At 55.1% G+C, this 20,020-nt stretch carries 19 protein-coding genes; 17 read left to right on the top strand and 2 right to left on the bottom strand.

Annotated elements, in window-relative coordinates; all coding sequences use genetic code 11:
- Positions 1 to 336 precede the first annotated feature (336 nt).
- The 8 genes from HJD22_RS08515 to HJD22_RS08480 all read left to right on the top strand — a co-directional run bounded on the left by HJD22_RS08515 (position 337) and on the right by HJD22_RS08480 (position 10,824).
- A complete protein-coding gene (locus HJD22_RS08515; protein ID WP_208655769.1) occupies positions 337 to 1,167 on the top strand; it encodes an ABC transporter permease in 831 nt (276 codons plus the stop codon).
- Complete coding sequence (locus HJD22_RS08510) at positions 1,157 to 2,545, top strand: ABC transporter ATP-binding protein (RefSeq protein ID WP_208655768.1); 1,389 nt, start codon at positions 1,157 to 1,159, stop codon at positions 2,543 to 2,545. Before HJD22_RS08515 ends, HJD22_RS08510 begins: the two co-directional genes overlap by 11 nt.
- Before the next feature lie 133 nt (positions 2,546 to 2,678).
- Complete coding sequence (locus tag HJD22_RS08505) at positions 2,679 to 3,629, top strand: glycosyltransferase (RefSeq protein WP_208655767.1); 951 nt, start codon at positions 2,679 to 2,681, stop codon at positions 3,627 to 3,629.
- 15 nt (positions 3,630 to 3,644) lie between these two features.
- Positions 3,645 to 5,141 carry a glucosyltransferase domain-containing protein gene (locus HJD22_RS08500; protein ID WP_208655766.1) on the top strand — a complete coding sequence of 499 codons (1,497 nt, stop codon included), beginning with the start codon at positions 3,645 to 3,647 and terminating at the stop codon, positions 5,139 to 5,141.
- A gap of 72 nt (positions 5,142 to 5,213) precedes the next feature.
- Positions 5,214 to 5,606 carry a GtrA family protein gene (locus tag HJD22_RS08495; RefSeq protein ID WP_217267826.1) on the top strand — a complete coding sequence of 131 codons (393 nt, stop codon included), beginning with the start codon at positions 5,214 to 5,216 and terminating at the stop codon, positions 5,604 to 5,606.
- A gap of 197 nt (positions 5,607 to 5,803) precedes the next feature.
- A complete protein-coding gene (locus tag HJD22_RS08490) occupies positions 5,804 to 8,725 on the top strand; it encodes a glycosyltransferase (protein WP_208655765.1) in 2,922 nt (973 codons plus the stop codon).
- The gene (locus tag HJD22_RS08485; RefSeq protein WP_208655764.1) at positions 8,718 to 9,650 is read left to right on the top strand and encodes a glycosyltransferase family 2 protein; all 933 of its coding nucleotides are present in this window, start codon (positions 8,718 to 8,720) and stop codon (positions 9,648 to 9,650) included. Before HJD22_RS08490 ends, HJD22_RS08485 begins: the two co-directional genes overlap by 8 nt.
- 37 nt (positions 9,651 to 9,687) lie before the next feature.
- Entirely contained in the window at positions 9,688 to 10,824 is a 1,137-nt protein-coding gene (locus tag HJD22_RS08480) for an acyltransferase (RefSeq protein WP_208655763.1), read from the top strand.
- Positions 10,825 to 11,438: 614 nt separating this feature from the next.
- Here HJD22_RS08480 and HJD22_RS08475 read toward each other — a convergent pair.
- A complete protein-coding gene (locus HJD22_RS08475) occupies positions 11,439 to 11,696 on the bottom strand; it encodes a hypothetical protein (RefSeq protein ID WP_208655762.1) in 258 nt (85 codons plus the stop codon).
- A 15-nt stretch (positions 11,697 to 11,711) separates the two neighbouring features.
- On the opposite strand from HJD22_RS08475, the gene HJD22_RS08470 reads away from it, so the two are divergent.
- The 8 genes from HJD22_RS08470 (at position 11,712) to HJD22_RS08435 (ending at position 16,824) form a co-directional block, all read left to right on the top strand.
- Complete coding sequence (locus tag HJD22_RS08470; protein WP_208655761.1) at positions 11,712 to 11,897, top strand: hypothetical protein; 186 nt, start codon at positions 11,712 to 11,714, stop codon at positions 11,895 to 11,897.
- Positions 11,894 to 13,723 (top strand): hypothetical protein, encoded by a 1,830-nt coding sequence (locus tag HJD22_RS08465; RefSeq protein WP_208655760.1) that lies wholly within the window; start codon positions 11,894 to 11,896, stop codon positions 13,721 to 13,723. The genes HJD22_RS08470 and HJD22_RS08465 overlap by 4 nt, the downstream gene beginning before the upstream one ends.
- Positions 13,724 to 14,035: 312 nt before the next feature.
- A complete protein-coding gene (locus tag HJD22_RS08460) occupies positions 14,036 to 14,578 on the top strand; it encodes a SapC family protein (protein WP_208655759.1) in 543 nt (180 codons plus the stop codon).
- 78 nt (positions 14,579 to 14,656) lie between these two features.
- Positions 14,657 to 14,797 carry a hypothetical protein gene (locus tag HJD22_RS17800; RefSeq protein WP_248730177.1) on the top strand — a complete coding sequence of 47 codons (141 nt, stop codon included), beginning with the start codon at positions 14,657 to 14,659 and terminating at the stop codon, positions 14,795 to 14,797.
- A gap of 277 nt (positions 14,798 to 15,074) precedes the next feature.
- The gene (locus HJD22_RS08450; protein WP_208655757.1) at positions 15,075 to 15,425 is read left to right on the top strand and encodes a hypothetical protein; all 351 of its coding nucleotides are present in this window, start codon (positions 15,075 to 15,077) and stop codon (positions 15,423 to 15,425) included.
- Positions 15,425 to 15,793 (top strand): helix-turn-helix transcriptional regulator, encoded by a 369-nt coding sequence (locus HJD22_RS08445; RefSeq protein ID WP_208655756.1) that lies wholly within the window; start codon positions 15,425 to 15,427, stop codon positions 15,791 to 15,793. The genes HJD22_RS08450 and HJD22_RS08445 overlap by 1 nt, the downstream gene beginning before the upstream one ends.
- Positions 15,790 to 16,068: a hypothetical protein gene (locus HJD22_RS08440; protein ID WP_208655755.1), complete on the top strand. Its 279-nt coding sequence runs from the start codon at positions 15,790 to 15,792 to the stop codon at positions 16,066 to 16,068. The genes HJD22_RS08445 and HJD22_RS08440 overlap by 4 nt, the downstream gene beginning before the upstream one ends.
- Before the next feature lie 243 nt (positions 16,069 to 16,311).
- On the top strand, positions 16,312 to 16,824 hold the full coding sequence (locus HJD22_RS08435) for an opioid growth factor receptor-related protein (protein ID WP_208655754.1): 513 nt from the start codon (positions 16,312 to 16,314) through the stop codon (positions 16,822 to 16,824).
- Between the two features lie 19 nt (positions 16,825 to 16,843).
- Here HJD22_RS08435 and HJD22_RS08430 read toward each other — a convergent pair whose 3' ends face one another.
- The gene (locus tag HJD22_RS08430) at positions 16,844 to 17,239 is read right to left on the bottom strand and encodes a hypothetical protein (protein ID WP_208655753.1); all 396 of its coding nucleotides are present in this window, start codon (positions 17,237 to 17,239) and stop codon (positions 16,844 to 16,846) included.
- A 529-nt stretch (positions 17,240 to 17,768) separates the two neighbouring features.
- Between HJD22_RS08430 and HJD22_RS08425 the strand changes: the two genes are divergently transcribed.
- A complete protein-coding gene (locus HJD22_RS08425; RefSeq protein ID WP_208655752.1) occupies positions 17,769 to 19,802 on the top strand; it encodes a hypothetical protein in 2,034 nt (677 codons plus the stop codon).
- Positions 19,803 to 20,020 lie beyond the last annotated feature (218 nt).

The raw sequence follows: 20,020 nt of genomic DNA, 5'->3' as shown, positions 1-20,020 counted from the left end.
AATGAGTTAGGCCTGGGTTTCGGTAAATTTCGGTTGCTTTGACGGTATGAAAAACATCATTGATTATCAAAAATGCACAAGAATCAGCGTGAACAGGCTTCTGAAAGGATAACGGCAGTGACAAGCTGATTTTACTGTCTGGTGAGAATTCTCAAGAAATTAGGATTGCTGTATCATACTCATCTTTTGATGAGAATGGCTCACGCAGCAGCCGCAGCAGCAGGAAGATGAATTTATCTTCATTGCATGCCTTGAATCCATTGATGAGGGCAACGCTGCTTTTATGAATCCCTTGGAATGTATGAGACGTTCACCAAGAGAAGCCGAGGAAATTGCATGAATCCGCATGCCGCTCAACCGGTATCGTTAACCTCTTTATTGAAAAGTTTATGGCAGCATCGCCAATTAGTCATGCAAATGACCAAGCGTGAAGTAACGGGGAGGTATAGAGGCTCTGCGCTGGGCATGTTTTGGTCCTTTCTCAATCCCGTTATGATGCTGCTGGTTTATACTTTCGTATTTTCGGTTGTCTTTAATGCCAGATGGGGTGTCAGCGAAGATGAGACAAGTACACAGTTCGCTGTGGTGCTGTTTGCGGGGCTAATTGTTCACGGGCTCTTTGCAGAAGTCTTGAATCGGGCTCCGGGATTAATTCTTGGAAATATTAATTACGTTAAAAAAGTCATATTTCCTTTGGAGATATTGCCTGCGATTGCTTTGGGTAGCGCTATTTTCCACACATTAATTAGTTTGCTAGTCTTGCTGGCTGCCCATCTCATTTTCGCTGGGGTTCCTCCTTGGACCATAGTCTTGACTCCCTTTGTTTTTATTCCCCTTGCAATTCTGGCGCTGGGCCTGGCATGGATTCTTGCCGCATTGGGAGTGTTCTTACGTGATATTGGGCAGTTTATAGGAATCATTACGACGATACTGCTATTTCTTTCGCCGATTTTCTTTCCTATGGAAAGGCTTCCCGAGCCCTATCAACCATTGATCATGATGAATCCTCTGACCTTTATTATAGAGCAAGCAAGGGAAGTGCTTATCTGGGGAAATATTCCGAATTGGAGCGGGCTAGGAAAGTATACGTTTGTAGCTACGGTTGTGGCCTGGTTGGGTTATGCCTGGTTCCAGATGACGAGAAAGGGGTTTGCAGATGTCCTCTGATGAGACTGTAATAAAGGTTGAAAAGCTCGATAAATATTATCAGGTGTATGAACGACCGAATGATCGACTCAAGCAATTCATTATTCCAAGGGTGAAGCGCTTACTCGGAAGGAATGCTCAGAATTATTTTCGTGAATTTAAAGCACTGAATAATGTTTCCTTTGAAATAAAAAAAGGGGAGACGGTCGGTATCATAGGACGTAACGGCTCAGGAAAGTCCACGCTGCTGCAAATCATTTGTGGCACGCTTACTCCAACTCATGGCAAAGTCGAGACACGAGGCCGTATTGCCGCTTTGCTGGAGTTGGGTTCTGGATTTAATCCAGAGTTTACCGGACGAGAAAATGTTTATCTTAATGCGACAGTTCTAGGGCTTTCCAAAGAGGAAGTTGCAGAGCGTTTTGATAAGATAGTGGAATTTGCTGATATCGGCGAATTTATCGATCAGCCGGTAAAAACGTACTCAAGCGGTATGTCGGTGCGTCTTGCTTTTGCTGTCATTGCTCATGTGGATGCCGATATCTTGATAATAGATGAAGCATTGGCGGTTGGGGATGCTTTCTTTGTACAGAAGTGTATGCGTTTTCTTCGCAGCTTCATGGAAAAAGGAACGGTTCTTTTTGTCAGCCATGACAGCTCGGCTATCACCAATCTCTGTAGCCATGCAATATGGCTTCAGCATGGTGAAATTAGACAGCAGGGTATTCCTAAAGAAGTAGCCGAACAGTATCTGGAAGCTCAATTTGAGGCGATACAAAAGGAAACTGAGAAGCCAGTTTCACAAGCAGATAAGAAAGTGGGAACTCAATTCAGCACTGATAAATCTCCAGTAGCTGAGGTGGAAAAAGAAGATTATCATGATATGCGGCGTGACTTTATCAATGCCTCGCCGTTGCGTAATGATATTGAGTTGTTTTCCTTCAATCCGGATGCTGCTTCCTTCGGTACCGGGCAAGCGAAGATCATTGATATAGGCTTAAAAGATCTGCAAGGAAAAAGCCTCACCTGGATAGTGGGAGGTGAAAGCGTCAAACTATCGATAACGTGTTTTGCAGATAAACCCTTAAACAGTCCGATCGTTGGGTTTTATCTCAAGGACCGCCTCGGGCAAACGCTTTTTGGAGACAATACCTACATTGGCACTTCTGCATTGAATATTGAAAAGGGAGAGAAATTTAACGCCAAGTTCGAATTTCGCATGCCAACCCTCCCGCCGGGGCAATACAGTCTATGCGCAGCATTGGCTGAAGGTACTCAGGCTGATCACGTTCAGCATCATTGGGTGCATGATGGCCTTATCATCAATTCCCATAGTAGCTTCGTAGTGACGGGTCTGGTCGGTATTCCCATGCGTAATATTGAGCTAGAGTTAATGTAGGCTTGGTTGCAATCTAAGCCCCTTGCTGTCATAAAAGATCAGAATAACCGTTATATTAGCATGGCGGTTTTAAAAGGGATAGAGCAGTATTGTCAATTAGCAATGTTGCTTAGAAACAAAGCACGGAGGGTTTATGGTTATCCATGGCGAAGAATCCCGGTACAGATTGTCACTTATTGTTCCAGTCTATAACGAAGATGAATCCATTGCCCCGTTTCTTGAAGTAATTCAAGCCGAACTCGCCGGCATAACCGCGGAGCTAGAGATACTATTCATTGACGATGGATCGACGGATGGGACCCGCAAGGAAATCCTTAATGCTGCACATAATAATCTCTTCATCCGTTATGTGAGGCTATCGCGTAACTTCGGCAAGGAAGCTGCCATGACAGCGGGCCTGGAGCATGCTACCGGAGATGCGGTAGTGCCCATCGATGTCGATCTGCAGGACCCTCCCGAACTTATCCATAAATTCTTCAAGCTCTGGCAATCAGGATACGATACGGTATATGGAGTTCGCACAAATCGAAACGAGGATGCCAAGCGCAAGCGTGCTTCCGCTAATATGTTCTATCGTTTGTTCAATCGCCTATCGAATACACCTATCCCGCCCAATACAGGCGATTTCCGATTGATGGATCGCAGAGTGGTAGAAGCCATCAGGCAAATGCCTGAACGCAATAGGTTCATGAAGGGTATGTTCGCCTGGCCAGGATACCGCTCCATTGGGGTAGAGTATGACCGTCCTTCACGTCATGCTGGCGAAAGTAAATGGAACTATTGGAAACTGTGGAACTTTGCCTTGGATGGAGTAACCAGCTTTTCCACCTGGCCGCTGCGTGTCTGGTCATATGTGGGAGTGTCAATTGCTCTTTTGAGTCTGTTTTACATGTTTTTCATTATTATTAGAACAATTATGTTTGGCATTAGCTGGCCTGGATATGCCTCGATCATGTCGGCAGTGCTCTTTCTGGGGGCTGTGCAACTGATATCGATAGGTGTGTTGGGAGAATATGTCGGTCGTCTTTATATGGAATCGAAGCACAGGCCGGTATATATCGTGTCGGAAAAGAATTTCGATTAGCCTAGGAGACATGCCGTGAAGCAGAAGGGAGCGTTAATTCCGCAAGATAAGATCATGCTTTATATGATTGTTCTTGGGCTAGGAATGTTGGCCTACGGTTTTCATATATTTAATTTCACCTTGACTATTGATGCGGAGTTTAGAGATAACTACTACCAGACAATATCGCTTGGCAGGTGGGGGCATGCTTTTCTGCGCGTACTGTTCTTGCCTGAACCATTTATTCCATATTTTACACATTTGATAAGCATCGCTGCGTTGTGCGCGGCTGCCGTGGCTATTAGTGATATTTTAAGGCACAAGGGAATTGTTTCCTATCTCTTTTGTGCACTTTTCATAACCTTTCCGCAGATGGCGTACCAGTTCGAGTTCATCAACCAGGCGGATACGTTATCCCTTGGTTACCTTTTTTCTGCCATGTGCGTCTTGTTTTACTTTCGAGCACGCCAGCAGGAATTGCTAACAAGGCTTACCTGGCTGGTTCTGGCGTGTGCCTGTTTCGTCATGGCTATCGCCATATACCAGACACTGATTTTCGTGCCACCCACGATATTGCTTGCGTACCTGCTGGTCGATAGTTACGAAACTGAAAAAGGGTTTAGAGAAACTTGCGCAGAGGTAATACGTTTTGCAGCTTTTACTATCGTTTCAGCCTTTATATATATAACCATGTCTTCATGGGTTCAGCATCTGCATGGCATAGAGGCAGAGAGTTCAATAGTGGTAGGTATCGACTTCCAGACCGGTATCTGGCCTTATATTCAAGGTTCGCTTTTCAAGATGTGGCAGGGCTTGATGGGAACAAGCTATTTTGGGTTCATCACTTTTTCCGTCGCCTCTCTATGCACTCTTGTGACATTGTTGAAATGCTTTTTTTGCTCTTTTAAAACGGCACTCATCAGGGCGTTTCTGGTTATTTCCATACTGGTTTTCCCCTATCTTGCCGTAATGGCAACGACGCATGAGCTGCCTCCTCGCGTGTTTGTTGCGGCAGGCCTTTCTTTTTCTGTTCTTGTGATAAATGAGCTGAGGTTTTTCAAGTCTGCTCTTGTCTCTGTGGTGTTGGTGGCGGTGCTATGCCTGGTGAACGTTTCGCTGATAAACAAGCTCTTTTATTCCGATGTAATTGTGCGCGAAGCTGATGTTCTCATGGCCAACAGAATAAGAACCCTAATGGCAGTGAAGCACCCTGATTTTGAAGAGAGTAACACTCCTGTCTATTTTCATGGCGGTATCAGCAAGGTAAGTAAACATAAACTGCCTGATTCGGATGTTTTTGGTAGCTCGTTTTTTTCCTGGGATGGCGGGAATAATCTTAGGATAATGGCGTTTTTCGATTATTACGGCATTGCAAGTTTTCGTCTGGCACAAGAGGAAGAGGTACTTGATGTCCTTGATGAAATAAACTCCATGCCTACCTGGCCCGAGTATGATGCTATTACGATGGTGAACGACGTCATGGTGGTGAAGTTGGGAGCTGATGTTGGATGGCTACCCTTTGACGTGGAGTAGGTGCATTAGACATATGAAGCGCACGTTACCCGATGAGGTCAGATTGGCCGAAGACATTGAAAAGGCGGCAAGGTGATATTCAGAGAACTGGTGCTTTTTGGCATGGCAGGCGTCGTGGGGTTTCTCATCGACACAGGCGTGCTCTATCTCCTCAAGGGGACGCTGGGCATCTATGGTGCGCGGGTGCCTTCGTTCTTCGCCGCCGTTTTCGTAACTTGGTGGCTTAATCGATGCCTGGCGTTTGGGCGCAGGCGCTCCGGTATCGCAATCTGGCGGGAGTTTCTTCATTACCTAGGGCTAATGCTGGGCGGAGGGGTGGTCAATTACGTTGTCTACAGCCTCTTGGTTGCAAGCGTAGAAACCGTTCATCAATTTCCTATATTGGGTGTCGCTGCGGGAAGCGTGGCGGGCATGGCAGTCAACTATCTCAGTTCGCGCTACGTGCTTTTTCGCAACGTCCACTGAACCCGGCCGAGGCGTTGGCATCGGCTGTCCGGGCTGAACCCTGGTGGTGCAAACCTTCTGTTGACGGTAGCATAGCCTTCCGCAAAACGGGCGGACCAGAATGGCCGTTTCGTTGTGTCCGGCTCAGTGGGTATTCATGCGCAATATCCAATTCAGCGAGCAGTAGAGATCATTTCAATGGATAGAGCGTTCCGAGTATGAGCAAGCAAGAGCTTTATATCGATGCAGACATGCTGATCGAGCCCTATCGGGTCGTGTTCCCGACGAGTTGGGTCGGGCATATCCCCTTTGCGGCCTGGCTATTGTCCAAGCTCGAGCCGGACGTCTTCGTCGAGTTGGGTACTCATACCGGCAACTCCTACATGGCTTGCTGTCAAACGGTGCAGGAAAGAAAGCTCGCCACGCGCTGTTATGCTGTCGATACCTGGCAGGGCGACGAGCACGCCGGCTATTATGGCGATACCGTTTTCGAAGCGCTTTCGAATGACCACGACAAGCGCTACGGCGCCTTTTCTCAGCTGCTGAGGATGACCTTCGATCGCGCCGTCACCCATTTCAGCGACGCTTCGATTGACCTGTTGCATATCGATGGCCTTCACACCTACGAGGCCGTGAAGCACGATTTCGAGACCTGGCGCTCCAAGTTATCCCGACGGGCCGTCGTCATGTTTCATGACACCAACGTACGTGCGAAGGACTTTGGTGTCTGGCAGCTATGGGACGAACTGAGCCCACACTATCCTCACCTCCGTTTCGATCACTCACACGGTCTTGGCGTGCTGTTCGTCGGCGAAGACATTCCGCCGCAACTGGAGGAGATGCTGCGACTCTACCAGCAGGACGCGCCCGCGGTGAGAGCGCTCTTTGCCCGGCTGGGGGAGAGAATCCAGCAACGCTACGAGCTCGACGCGCTTGGCAAGTCCCTCGCTGAACGCAATGAACAGCTCAAGTCCTATCATCAGGTCGTGCTCGATCGCGAAGACCATATTGCCGAACGGGAAGGCAGGCTTGCCGAGCGTGACGCGCAACTTGCCGCACTTCACAAAAGCCTGGCCGAGCGTGACCAACGGATAGCCGAGCGCGAGCAGCAGATTGTCCAACGTGACCGGCAGTTGAGCGACCTGCTCAACTCCTTCAGCTGGCGGTTGACCCGCCCGCTCCGCGAAGCGAAATCCCGGCTCGGGCGTGGGCGTGAGTTGAGCCAGCGAATCGGCAGCGGCATCAAGCAGGGCGGCGGAGCAAGCGTCATGCTGCGCAAATCGGCGCTGGTCTATCGCACGGAAGGGTGGCAAGGGTTCAAGACCCGGGCCCAGCGTGTCATCCGTCGAGAAGTGATCGAGCCGCAGCGTCATGACTATACGGACTGGATCAGCCGCTACGATACGCTCTCCGAGGGCGATCGAGAGGCCATGCGCGCGCATGTCGCACGCCTCTCCAGCCAGCCGCTGATCTCGGTGCTCATGCCCACCTACAACCCCCGGCCCGAATGGCTGATCGAGGCCATCGAATCGGTGCGCAATCAGCTCTATCCGCACTGGGAGCTATGCATCGCCGACGACGCCTCCACTGACAAGGCGATTCGGCCGATCCTCGAGCGCTATGCACGCGAGGATGAGCGCATCAAGGTCGTATTCCGCGAGACCAACGGGCATATCTCCGCCACCTCCAACAGCGCCCTGGCGCTGGCCACAGGCGACTGGATCGCACTGCTCGATCACGACGACTGCCTCTCCGAACACGCCCTGTTCTGGGTAGCGGAGACGATCAACCAGGACCCGCAGCTGAGCCTGATCTACTCCGACGAGGACAAGATCGACGAGCACGGACGGCGCTTCGACCCCTACTTCAAATGCGACTGGAACCAGGGGCTGTTCTACTCCCACAACCTCATCACGCACCTGGGCGTTTACCGCGCCGAGCTCTTGCGTACCATTGATGGTTTCCGCCAGGGCGTGGAGGGCGCCCAGGACTATGACCTGGCGCTGCGCTGCATCGAGCACATCTCGTCGCAGCAGATTCACCATATTCCTCGTGTGCTCTACCACTGGCGCGTGCATGCCGAAAGCACCGCGCAATCCTCGGATGCCAAGCCCTATGCCATGATCGCCGGCGAAAAGGCGCTGCAGCAGCATCTCGAGCGCCGCGGCATCGAGGCGCAAGTGATCCACCTCGACTTCGGCTATCGCGTGCGTTATGCGCTGCCCGACACACTGCCGCTGGTCAGCCTGATCATTCCCACGCGCAACGGGCTTCACCTGGTGCGCCAATGCATCGAAAGCATCGTTGAGAAGACCACCTATCCCGCCTATGAAATCCTGATCATCGACAACGGCTCTGATGATCCGCAGACGCTGGCCTACTTCGACTCCCTCAAGGGCGATGCGCGTATCCGCGTGATTCGCGACGAGCGCCCCTTCAACTACTCCGCGCTCAACAATGCCGGTGTCGCCCAGGCGCGTGGCGACGTGATCGGCCTGCTCAACAACGACCTCGAAGTCATCTCCCCCGACTGGCTTGACGAGATGGTCAGCCATGCCCTGCAGCCCGATGTCGGCGCGGTGGGCGCGAGGCTGTGGTACCCCAACGACACGCTTCAGCACGGTGGGGTGGTTCTCGGCATCGGCGGCTGGGCGGGGCATGCCCACAAGGGATTTGCCAAGGGCAGCCCCGGTTACGTGGGGCGCATGGCGCTCATCTCCGAGTTTTCCGCCGTGACCGCTGCCTGCTTGGTCGTGGTGAAGCGCCGGTTCGAGGAGGTTGGCGGCCTCAACGAGACCGAGCTGCAAGTGGCCTGCAACGATGTCGATCTCTGCCTGCGCCTGCGCGAAGCGGGGTACCGCAATGTCTTCACCCCCTACGCCGAGCTCTATCACCACGAATCCGCCACGCGCGGCTTCGAGGACACGCCCGAGAAGAAGGCGCGCTTCGAGCGCGAACGGGCCTACATGACCAAGCGCTGGGGCAGCCTGCTGCGCGAAGACCCCGCCTACAGCCCCAACCTGACGCTGGATCACGAAGACTTCAGCCTCGCCTGGCCACCGCGCCTGGCCTCGCTGCCCCAAGAAGCAAGGCCCGAGGAGGCGGTATCACAAAGCGGAGGCGCCCGCGCGGATGGCTGAAACACAACGACTCTCGCAGGTCGACGATGCCGCGCCCGCCGGGGCCGGCATCGTCGCGGTCATCGTCACCTACCGCCCCGAACTCGACGTGCTCGCCACGCTGCTCGATAGCCTGATTCCCCAGGTCGAGGCCGTGGTGATCGTCGACAACGGCTCGGCGGAAAACGTCCCGGCCTGGAACGCCGCTCGCCACCCGGCGGCCAGCCACGTGCTTGCCATGGGCGATAATCGCGGCATTGCCGCTGCGCAGAATGCCGGTATCGACTGGGCTAGGCAGCAGGACGCCCGGTACGTGTTGCTCATGGACCAGGACAGCCTGCCCGCCCCCGACATGGTGGCAACGCTACGTGCGGCGCTAGACTCGCAGGCCAGGCCCGCCGCCGCCGGCCCGCGCTATCGCGACCCCCGTCAGGAGAACCCGCCGCCGTTTCTGCAGATACGCAAGATGCGCCTTCATCGGCATCGCTGCGAATGTGGCGAAGCCATACTCCCGGTCGACTACCTCATCGCCTCCGGTTGCCTGATCCCCATGGCGGTGCTCGACCACGTCGGCGGCATGCGCGAGGATCTCTTCATCGACTATGTCGATATCGAATGGGGGCTGCGCGCCGCCCATCACGGCTACCAGAGCTACGGCGTATGCGCCGCCCACATGCAGCACAGCCTGGGCGAGGCACCGCTTCAGTTTCGCGGCCGCAAGATCCCGCTGCACAGCCCGCTGCGCCACTACTACCACTTCCGCAACGCCGTGCTGCTCTACCGCACCCCCTGGGTGCCGCGCCAGTGGAAGTGCGTCGATGCGTGGCGGCTGCTGCTCAAGTACGGCTTCTACACCCTCTATGCCAAGCCGCGCTGGCAGCACTGGTGGAAAATGACCCAAGGCGTGCTGCACGGCATGCGGGGGCGCGCCGGCCGCCTCGACTGACGGCGCCGGCATGGCCTGCTGACATCGGAGAAGTGCTATGACCCTGGCCGCCCCCCTTGGCAAGCCGCGCAACTTCGGCCTCGACCTGGTGCGCGCGCTGGCCATCGCCCTGGTGCTCGTCTCCCACGGCACCATGCTGCTGGTCGACGTGATACCCGACCCCGGCCGCACGCTCATGCTCTACCTTGGCGGCTACTTCGGAGTGGAGCTGTTCTTCGTGCTCAGCGGCTTTCTGATCGGCGGGCTGCTGATCACGCTCTTCGCCGAAGGCACGGCACCCGTCAGCTGGCGCCAGGTCGGCGACTTCTGGCTGCGGCGCTGGTGTCGTACCCTGCCCAACTACTACCTGTTTTTGCTGCTCAACCTCACCCTGTTCCACTGGTGGTTCGGCACCGGCGAGCGCGATCTTCGCCACCTCCTGTTCCTGCAGAACCTCGCCTGGCCAGGCTCCACGCTAATGCCCGAATCGTGGAGCCTCGCGGTGGAGGAGTGGTTCTACCTCACCATTCCCCTGGCCTTGATGCTCGCGGTGCGCTGCGTGGCCAACCGCCACCACGCCGTGCTCTGGGCACTGTGCGGCTATATCGCGCTGTTCACCCTGCTGCGTGTGCTGGCCGCCACGACTGGCGAGCCGCACTGGGACGAAGGCGTGCGCCAGGTGGTGGTGCTGCGCCTGGATGCCATTGCCTGGGGGTTTCTCATGGCCTGGCTGCTGCGCTTTCACGGCGCCTTCATGGCGTGCCACGCCGCTTGGCTGCTGCTGGCCGGCCTCGCTCTGACCGCCCTGAGCGTCTACCTGCTGTGCCACGGCCTTCTCACAAGCCTTGAAACCTACCTCAACCGCACGCTGCTCTTCACCCTCACCAGCGCCGGCCTGGCCATGCTGCTGCCCGGGTTCAGCTACTGGCACACCGGCCCGCGGCGCTGGCCGGGTATTACCCGCGCGGTCACCCATCTCAGCCTGGTCTCCTACTCGGCCTATTTGGTGCACTTCTCGCTGATCATCCCGCTGCTCCAGCGTCCGTGGCTTTCGCCGCAGCTGCCCTGGCCGCTCGTCTACCTGCTCTACGTGGGGCTCACGCTGTGGCTGGCGACACTGATCTACCGCCATTTCGAATATCCCACCACGGCATTGCGTGAAAAATTGTTAAACGTTTCCCCTCAAAAACACTGAACAAGCGCCAATTTGCGGGCGAAAACGCGCTATGCCTGTCGCGTTTCTCCTCTTGACAATACACGGAGTATGCGTAATTCATTGCCATTCGGCGCGACCCGCGTGGCGCTGCATTAACGCCATCTAATGCAAAGAAAACGCTGTTCTATAAGTATTTCGGGGTTAGTGATTGTTTACTTTGGGTAGGGTGAAGTGCGCTTATCGGCAGGCGGAGGTAATACTTTAGACAAATAATACAGCGAGCCTTTAACAATAGTAGTGTATGCGAAGCATTCACTAACTTGTCCTTGCAAAGCAAGGGTTAGCGATCTAGCATCGCTGATGGCGAGACGAGTAATTCTGATGGGAGGGGTTTGTGGTTCTCCTTTGGATGAGTCTTGTTAATAAAGGGAACTAGTGATGCCGAGTGCTTCACAGAGGTGCCAAGCACGCTGAATGAACAGCGCTGTTCATGCCGACGCACTGCCGGGGCGCAGGGTAAAAGGCTCCTGAGATCAATAAGCGGCAAACAAGTCGCAACATATGCATATGCTAGGAGTAAGAAGTATGGCGATCGCCTTCAATGAAGAGTTCTATCTCGAACAAAAGCTGGCCTAGCTGCAAAGCCTGGAAGGCTACGAAGAGTTCACTTCCATCGAACAGGTTCGCGAAGCGTTTGAAGCCTCCGGCTGATTGCCGAAGAGCACTACCGCCAGTACGGCGCGGCTGAAGGGCTCAATCCTTCTGCCGAATTCGACGCCAATGTCTATCTGGATTCCAAGCTGGCTCAGCTGGCTGAAGTCGGCGGTTTCGAGGACATCACCACCCGCGAAGAGCTGCTGGCTTTCCTGACCGAGAACGGCTTCACCCCGCTTTCGCATTACAACCAGCATGGCGCTGCCGAAGGCGTGAGCCCTTCCGCTGAGTTCAACGCCCAGGCCTACCTGGACAACAAGCTGGCTCAGCTGCAGGAAAACGATACTGACGGCACCTATGCCGAGTGGACGACCGCCGACCTGCTGGCGTTCTTCACCGAAAACGGCCTCACGCCGCTTTCGCACTACAACCAGTTCGGTCGCGCGACGAAGGTGTGAGCCCGCAGCCGGCAGAAGAGCCTGTTTCAGGGCTCACTGAAACGCTGGCTGCCTATCAGGGTGCTGTTGCTGCTCGTACCGAATTCCTGAACGACAACACCGATAACGAACTGCTGGTTGAACTGGGCGATTTGGGCGAAGAGCCGACAGCTGCTGAAGTGGCCACGGCCATCGAGCAAGCTAATACAGTCGCCCAAAATGCGGTTGAGACTGCGGAAGATAATCTGCAAGACGCCATTGATGCACTTGATGTGGCGCGTGCTACCACAGCGACACAAGCAGGCGTTGAACAAGCTGCTATTGACGCGCTGACCACTTTGTCTGCCAATACTCTGTTGCGCGACGCCACTCTGGAAGCGGCACGTGCAGAAGCTCAGGCAGCGGTTGACGCTGATGAGCGTTTGTACGATGTCCAAGGCAACGTTATTGTCAATGGCGATACTGTTACTGAGCCTGCGGACCATGTTGTTCTATACACCGATGCAGATGGCAACCTGACCATTGAGACTGATGATGGTGAAGGTAACGATTACGAATTTGCGGGCATTGCTGTAGAAAAATTCGCTAATGATAACGAAGCGGTAACTGCAGCCGATGTCCTGGCGGATGGAAGTGCTTGGACCTATGTTGGGTTGGAAACCGATAATACTGAAGCGGATAATGCAGCTATTATCGCTTCTATCTTTGCTAACGACAGCATTTGGACTTCTACTGATGCTGGTCCTAATGGCAACGGTACCTACACCGCAGAGATTGATGGCGAAACTTACACTGCCGTAATCACTGATTCTACTGATGAAGACGGTACTGGCGCTACCCTCGACAGCCTGGAAGACGCGAACGGTGATGCTGCTACTTGGTATCTCGACGTTGAGGGTAACCTGACTGCCGAGCCGAATCCTGGCGTTACATATACAGAAGCTGACTTGGTAGACCTGTTCACCGCCGCTGAGCTTCAGCAGGCCATCGTCGATGCCGAAGACGCGCTTGCCGCTCATGTGAATGCCGAGGGTGACTACGCTGCGCTGCTGGACGCCGTGCGCGATGCGATTAACGCGCACATCGGTGCTGGCGGTGCGAACGTTGAGCTTCAGGTGAATGATCCTCAAGCTCCTGAAGGCATTGAAAACCCCACGCTTCTCAATCTGCGCGATGTGATTGTGGACGTCATCGACGGCGAAGAAGTGGATCAAGCGCTGGTAGCCAACCTGATCAACTTCGTCGCCGGGTACGGTAACGTATTTGCTGAGCCTGTCGAAGAAGACGCTGCAGACCTGACTGCCCAGCAGCAGGCTGTTAATGCGGCATTCGGCGAAGTTGAAGAGCGTACTACGCTGGAAAGTGCGGTCAGCAGTGCAGAAGATGCCTTTGACGCAACTGTTACTGGCGAAATTCTGAATATCGTGCTGGAGCTGCAGGCAGAGCGCCAGGCGCTGATCGACGCTATCGAGACTCGTGAAGCTCAGCTCGAAGCGGCTGAAGAAACCGCCGAAGCCACTCAGGCGCTTGTCGACAAGCTGGAAACTCTCGAAACTGATATCGAAGATGCCCTGGCGATGCTGAAGGATTCTGAAGAAGATGGCGGCTTCGGCGTGACGTTGGGTGAGTTTGCACCGACGCCACCACCGACAGCGACCTGTACGTCTTTGCCGATGATGAAGGTTCTACGATCACCATCGCCAACTTCGGTGCGGAAGGCGAAGATCGCATCTTCTTCGGTGAAGGCTACACGCTGGTGGCGCTTGGTGAAGACCAGACCATCAACAGCCGTGTGGGCTCTGCCGACGCGCTGGAGATCTTCTGGACCGAGACCGAGACCGGTCTGACGCTATATGTTGAGGCTGACGCGGAGGCAGGTCGCGACCTCGGTACTTCTGCTATCACTACCATTGAACTGGTAGGCGTCACTGCAGAAGACATCGACTTCACGGCTGGCATTCTCACTGCCGGTGCTGTTGAAGCTGCCTAAGGTCATCTGACCTAGCTGATCGAGAGGGTCGCACGGCCCTCTCCTCAAGCGACCGAACCCCTGGCCCTGGCTGGGGGTTTTCTTCTTTCGAGGGCTGGAAAATACCGTGCTCACTTGTGCGGAATTTCCCCAGTGTTTATTCGTCATTTCTAACTTTTCAGGAGATCCCATGCCCACACCGCTCGTACTGAGCCCCAAGGAGTGCCAGGGCAAGACCTGGCAGCCGCCTGTCGATCTCAGCTTTGCCACCAATAAAGCCCTGTTGCCGCTGCATGCGGGCGAACTGGCCAAGGCCGCGGCCTCCATGCCCATTGCCCTGGTCAAGGAGGGGCACGAATGGCACCTGGTCGGCGTATGCGGTCTGCAGCCCGGCCACAATCTGTTTGTCCGAGAGGGTAAATGGCTGGGTAACTACCAGCCGCAGTGGCTTGCGACCTGGCCGTTCGAGGTGATGCCGGTCGGTGACAAGACACTGGTGACTTTCGATCGCGATTCCGGCCTGCTCAGCGCGGAGGAGGGCGAGCCGTTCTTCGATAGTGAAGACAAGCCCGCCCCGGCGCTGGAGGCGGTACTGGCCACGCTCAAGGCCAGCCACGCCAAGCAGCAGACCACCCGCCAGGCGATCGCGGCGCTGGCCCGGGCAAGGTCATCGCTCCTTGGCCTCATGCGTTGCAGGAACAGCTCGGCCTCTCCATTCCCGGCTTGCACATGATCGACGAGAAGGCCATGGCCCAGCTTGACGACGAGGCGTTCCTGGCTCTGCGGAAGGCGCAGGCGCTGCCGGTTGCCTATGCTCAACCTGTCGCTGCCGCAGGCGCACCTGCTGGCTCGTCTTGCACGGCTGAATCCCGGCAACGTGGCCGCACCGGGGAACCTAGACGCGCTGTTCGGGGAAGGGGATGACGAGCTGAGTTTTGATTTTGATAGCTAGGAATCCCGGTCGCCTTCGGTGAGCTCGAAGGCATGCGCAGTGGCCTCCGTTGAAGGCTCGGTGATGAAGCGGAGCAGTGACGAGACGCCGCCGATGCGCAGGAGTCGGTGATTTAGCCGCCTCGCGCTTGCGTGTTGCTGGGCCCACCTCTTGGCGCCGGGCGGCATCACTCGATGACATCGCTGCCTGTTGAGAGGCTCGGCACGCTTCAGCGAAAGCCCCAATCTGTTCTCTAGACTATAGTGATAAAAACAACGAGTCCCGCGGGTTATATCAAATGTGCTATGTTGAGGATGAATACCTGGCAGCGCCGGTGGTGGCGGAAATACAGCGTATCCAGGCCAGCGGCACGCGAGAGGAGTTTTACGCCCTGGCTGCGGTGCTGGAGGTGGCCTCGGAGTGCATGAAGAATCCCTCGGCCCTGGACCCGATAGCGATCAAGCACTCGCATCTAGGCCATCCTTACACGATTGCATTTCGTGTTTATGCCATAGAGGGCTATGAAGCGATTTTCACTTGTCCCCAACATCCCCTCGCATTCAAGGTCATCTACTTTGGGCAGGCCATGGAAGCGGGAGAGCGTATCGATAAACTGGCTGGGGACTTGCGACCTTATTGGAGAGAGTGATGAGCAGCTATGCAAAAGCGTTCATGCAAGAAGTACACCAGACCGAAGAGGGCCGGGAGCTGGCTGATCGCGTATTGCTTTCCCTGCGCTTGGGGCGGCTCGTCTACCGGATGCGAACCACGGCCGAATTGTCTCAAGTCGCGCTGGCGAGACGGATCGGCTCCACGCAAAGTGCGATTTCACGTCTTGAAAGTGGTAACGCAGGCCATGTGCCAGGCAACGAGCTGCTCGAGTCCATTGCACGTAGCTGTGGATTTCGGATGATACTCAGTGCCGTGCCGATAGAAGAGGGCGCTTCACAGGAGGAAGACTTGGTCACGGCGATCAGTATTGACCTGAACCAAGATCAGGGTATGGAACAGATATGATGCTGGAATTCACCGCTTGGCTGTTCGGCCTATTGTCTGCGGGAATTTTTGCCTATCTGGCCTTGCGGGCAAGCCTGCTGCACAGGCGGGCCGAGCGCGTGGCAGGCCGGGTCGCGAGTTCCCCGCCCTCCGCGGCCAGGGATTTTTTCGATAGATTCAGCCAACGGCTCAAGGTGGAGGCGGGTTGGCGGCCGATGGATCACGGCCTGATCATCATTGCCATCATGGCGCTGTCCATCAATCAATTACTGAATGGCATCAAGCTATTCGTGTAATCCTGGCTGCCCTTTTCCTTCCGAACCAGGTCGTTGAGCCTTGCGCTATTCGAGCGGCTTCGTCATTGTCTCGCTGGCCTTCATCCCTATCTCGTACAACGTCATATGAGTCGCGCGCACCAGCGTCGGGTCTGTATCATCCGTGGCAACCTATGCTGCAGCCATAACCCAGTGCTTCGCACTTCTCTCACCGCTTGATAACCCCTGGGAGGGCAGCAATTCATCATCAGGAGAATTGGCACGATGGAGACACTTCACCTGCCGCTGATTCGCTTCTATACCGGGCAGGATGCCGATCACAAGGGGCGCAAGGTCGAGGAGATCTGGGCGCTGTCAGCGTTCTGGCTGGAGCACACCCACGACTACATCCAGTGGCTGTTCCCGATTCCCGAGGCGAGCCGCTTCAATGGCTTTGCGCCAGTGCTGGATGACGAGGCGCGGGCCGCATTCGCCAATGACGAGTCGTTGCGAGCGAATCAACGGCGCTCATTGGACGTGATGCTGGCCTTTTTCGGGCTGCAGCGCCGGGAACTGGTCATCGAGGCGCTTCCCGAGCTCAATATGCGCGATCATGTGTGGCTGAAGCGGGGCGGGCACAACCACCTGCGCATTACGCGCATGATCCGTAGCCTGCATCTGTGCCACCAGCCTGCGCTTGCCGCGGCGTTTCAGCAGGCGGTGATCGAGATCGGCACCACGCAGGGGGTAGTGCCCGAGGAGTCGGTGGCGTATTGGCGGGCGGCGAATCGGGACTAGGCCTGTGCAACAGGCATGTTCATTGCCGAGTCCGCAACTCAACGATCACCACCCGAAAGGTGTCAACAGGCTGATGGTTCCTGTCAAGGAAGTCGCCCAGGGGGTCGCTTTGCCAGATGAAGTGAGTGACGCTCTCGAAGGGCTGTAATGCCTGCTCAAGGCGCTCGAGGGTAGGCTCGATACCGCCGCTGGTGTCGCACTTTTTCGTCAGGACCAGATAGTTCGTTTGCAGCCGGCTATTGCCGGCATGCTCGCAGACCTTGGCGAGGCGACGAATGTCCGCCAATACCTCGCTCATCTTGTCTCCGCGCTTGAATTCCAGAATATGCGCGGGCTTGCCTTGCTTGCCGCTCAACAGTACCAGGTCGAAGCGGCCATCTGGCCGTAGATCCGTTTCCTGGTGCAGCTGGGCCATGTCGATATCGCGCAGGTCGCCTCCTGAAAGGTGCGTTTCACCTGTGTCTCGAGCCGATAACCAAAGTTGAGAAAGCGCGTGGCAAAGAAGTCTGCCACACGCATTGCCATAAAATACTCAGGCATTCGATTCAGCGATGAGCATGAGTTGGTAATGGCATCCTGGTGGGCCTCGAACAGGGCCTCTTCGATAGCGCCAAGCCGGTTGTTGAGCGACGACTTTAACAAGGGAGAGGACAAGATAGCTTCCTTTTCATAACGGTGGCGATGAGGGTTTTTTCATATCCGGCGTTGCCGCGTTCAGATGTTGTCTTGCGACGCAAGGCCTCGTTAAAGGCTTTTTATATACATAATGTTACATTCTGATACGAAACAAACACTTAACCAGGCGAATCCCCCTGCTAGGGTAATTCTTGGACTAGGAAAGTTCACGATTCGACAGGGTCATTCTACTGAAAATGAATGAGAGGGTTGCCTGTTGTTTTGACTCAGGGTGCTGCTTTTGCGGCCTTGCTAAGGAGAAATAATTAATGGCTCTACAAGGGTTTGATAAAGAATTTTATCTCAATGCCAAGCTTGCCGAACTGCAGGCAGATGAGAGTACCAGGGATGAGTGGGAAGGCACGGATGCCGCCACTTTAGAAGCGACACTCCTTAACGAATTCAACTTAACGCCAGAGCAGCATTACCTTCAGTTCGGGTACGCGGAAGGTGTTTCGCCCAATGCGTATTTCAATGCAGAAGAGTACATCGACGCCAAGGGCCAAGCGCTACTGGCCGATGACAACTTCGAATTCGAGACGCTCGAAGAGGCACGCAATGCCTTCAACGATACTTGGGCGGGCAACCCTTACGAACACTACCTGCAGCATGGTGCAGCCGAAGGTTTGAATCCCTCCAACGCCTTTGATGCCAACGCTTACTACGAAGAGAAGCTGGCCGAGCTTCAGGCTAACGAAGACACGGCTGCCGAGTGGCAAGGCCGCTCTGCAGAGGAGGTGAAGGCCGAATTCGAGAATGCAGGCCTGACACCCTTGGGGCACTATGTTGCCTTTGGTCAACAGGAAGGGCTGAGCGCACCGCCAGTGACTGAGCAGCCGCCGGTCGAGGAGCCGGAAGACCCGCCGGTTGAAGAACCGGGAGAGCGCGTGTTGGATATTCAGAGTGGTGATGATTCCAACATCAATGCCGATACGCTGGCCGATTTCGATGCCATTCGCTTCTCCGGTATTGAAGATGAAAGGACATTCAATCTGACAGGCATCTCTGACAAGCGTATCTATGTCGAGGGCGACAACGTCTCGCTGAACCTTAGCGAGATGGCGTCGGTCGAGCTGACGCTTGAAGATGCTGATCTCCGTCTATGGGCCGAGGAGGATGGCGAAGCTGTTCTCACCTCGCTCAATGTCGATGTCGACAGTGATTCAGCGCTAGAGCTGGGCGAGTCCTCTGCTCGCGGCTTGGACAATGTCACGCTGAATGGCGCCGGCTCTCTGAATCTAACGGGTTCGACGATCGGTTCAGAGGCGCAAGGCAATGTCGTGGTGGATGCCTCCGATCTGAGCGGTAACCTCACCGTGGATGAGGGGGTCTTGGACAATGCGACCAGCGTCACGGCGGGTAGCGGTGACGATACGCTCTCGGTGGGTTCGCTGGCGCTGGACATTGATGGCGGTGACGGCGACGACACCCTGGTGTTTACCGGTACAAGTTACTCTTACGATAATGTCGCTGATGACAATGGTGACGATGAGGTTGGCGATGATGCCTCTACCGGTACGATTGCCGGCTTCGAGACAGTGCGCATCGACAACTGGGCACGCATCGATGCCAACGACTTCGAAGGGGCTACTGACTTCATTTTCGAATCGCGCGGCGAGGTAGCCAATCTGGCGTCGGATCAGGTCGTTAGCATCACCGATGCCAATGTCGACGATACGCGTGGCTCGACGCTGAACCTGATCGATGCCGATGAGACAGTCAATATCGTCACGGCTTTCGACGATGATGGGGTGCTTGCTCTGACCGTTCTAAGCGATGAAGCGGACCTGGACGGGGGCACCCTCAATCTCTCGGGCAATGGTGCGGTGGATTTCGCCTTCGCAGGCCGCTCGTTCGACACTGTCGATGCCTCTGAGCTTGAAGGTGGGCTGAACTTTGTCGGAAGCTACGCACAGGAGACGATCATTCTGGGTGGCGGCGAGGACACGCTGAGCGTCTTCAGGGAGAATAATTCAGGCGAGGTAAGCACCACCTCCACTGTTTCGGCCACGGACCGAGTCGAAAACTTCGACTTCGATAATGACCGTATCGTCGATCAGAACGGTAATGATATCGATATCCGTGAGCTTGAGCTGGTGTTCGATGAGGATGCCGATCTGGATACGGCTTTCGCAGCGGCGGCCGATGAAACCATTGGAAATGAATACGTCTCCTTCGTGTTCGAAGACAATACGTATCTGTATGCCAATACGGATGAGGATGGAGGAGTGCTGTCCGGTGGCGACTTCGCCATCGAGCTCGTCGGCACCAACGGTACTGTTGAAGAGAACGGCATCGCTTGATGGCATTCAAGTAAGGCTGTGGGCGACAGTCAATAGTCTCTCGCAATATCTTGACCCGGGGCCTTCTGGCGCCGGGTTTTTTTGGTGCCTTACTGCAGGCCATTCAATACCTCATTGGGCTCTCGCCTTGGGCTCGCTGCATGACGTCGTTCGGGGCGCTTTCATCATGCCAGCCAAGTTCGTAAACTATGCTGCTATTTTCGACCCTGGATAGCGCG

The sequence above is a fragment of the Halomonas sp. TA22 genome (genome assembly GCF_013009075.1).
In the GTDB taxonomy this organism is placed as follows: domain Bacteria; phylum Pseudomonadota; class Gammaproteobacteria; order Pseudomonadales; family Halomonadaceae; genus TA22.
This window is presented reverse-complemented; position numbering and strand designations above follow the sequence as displayed.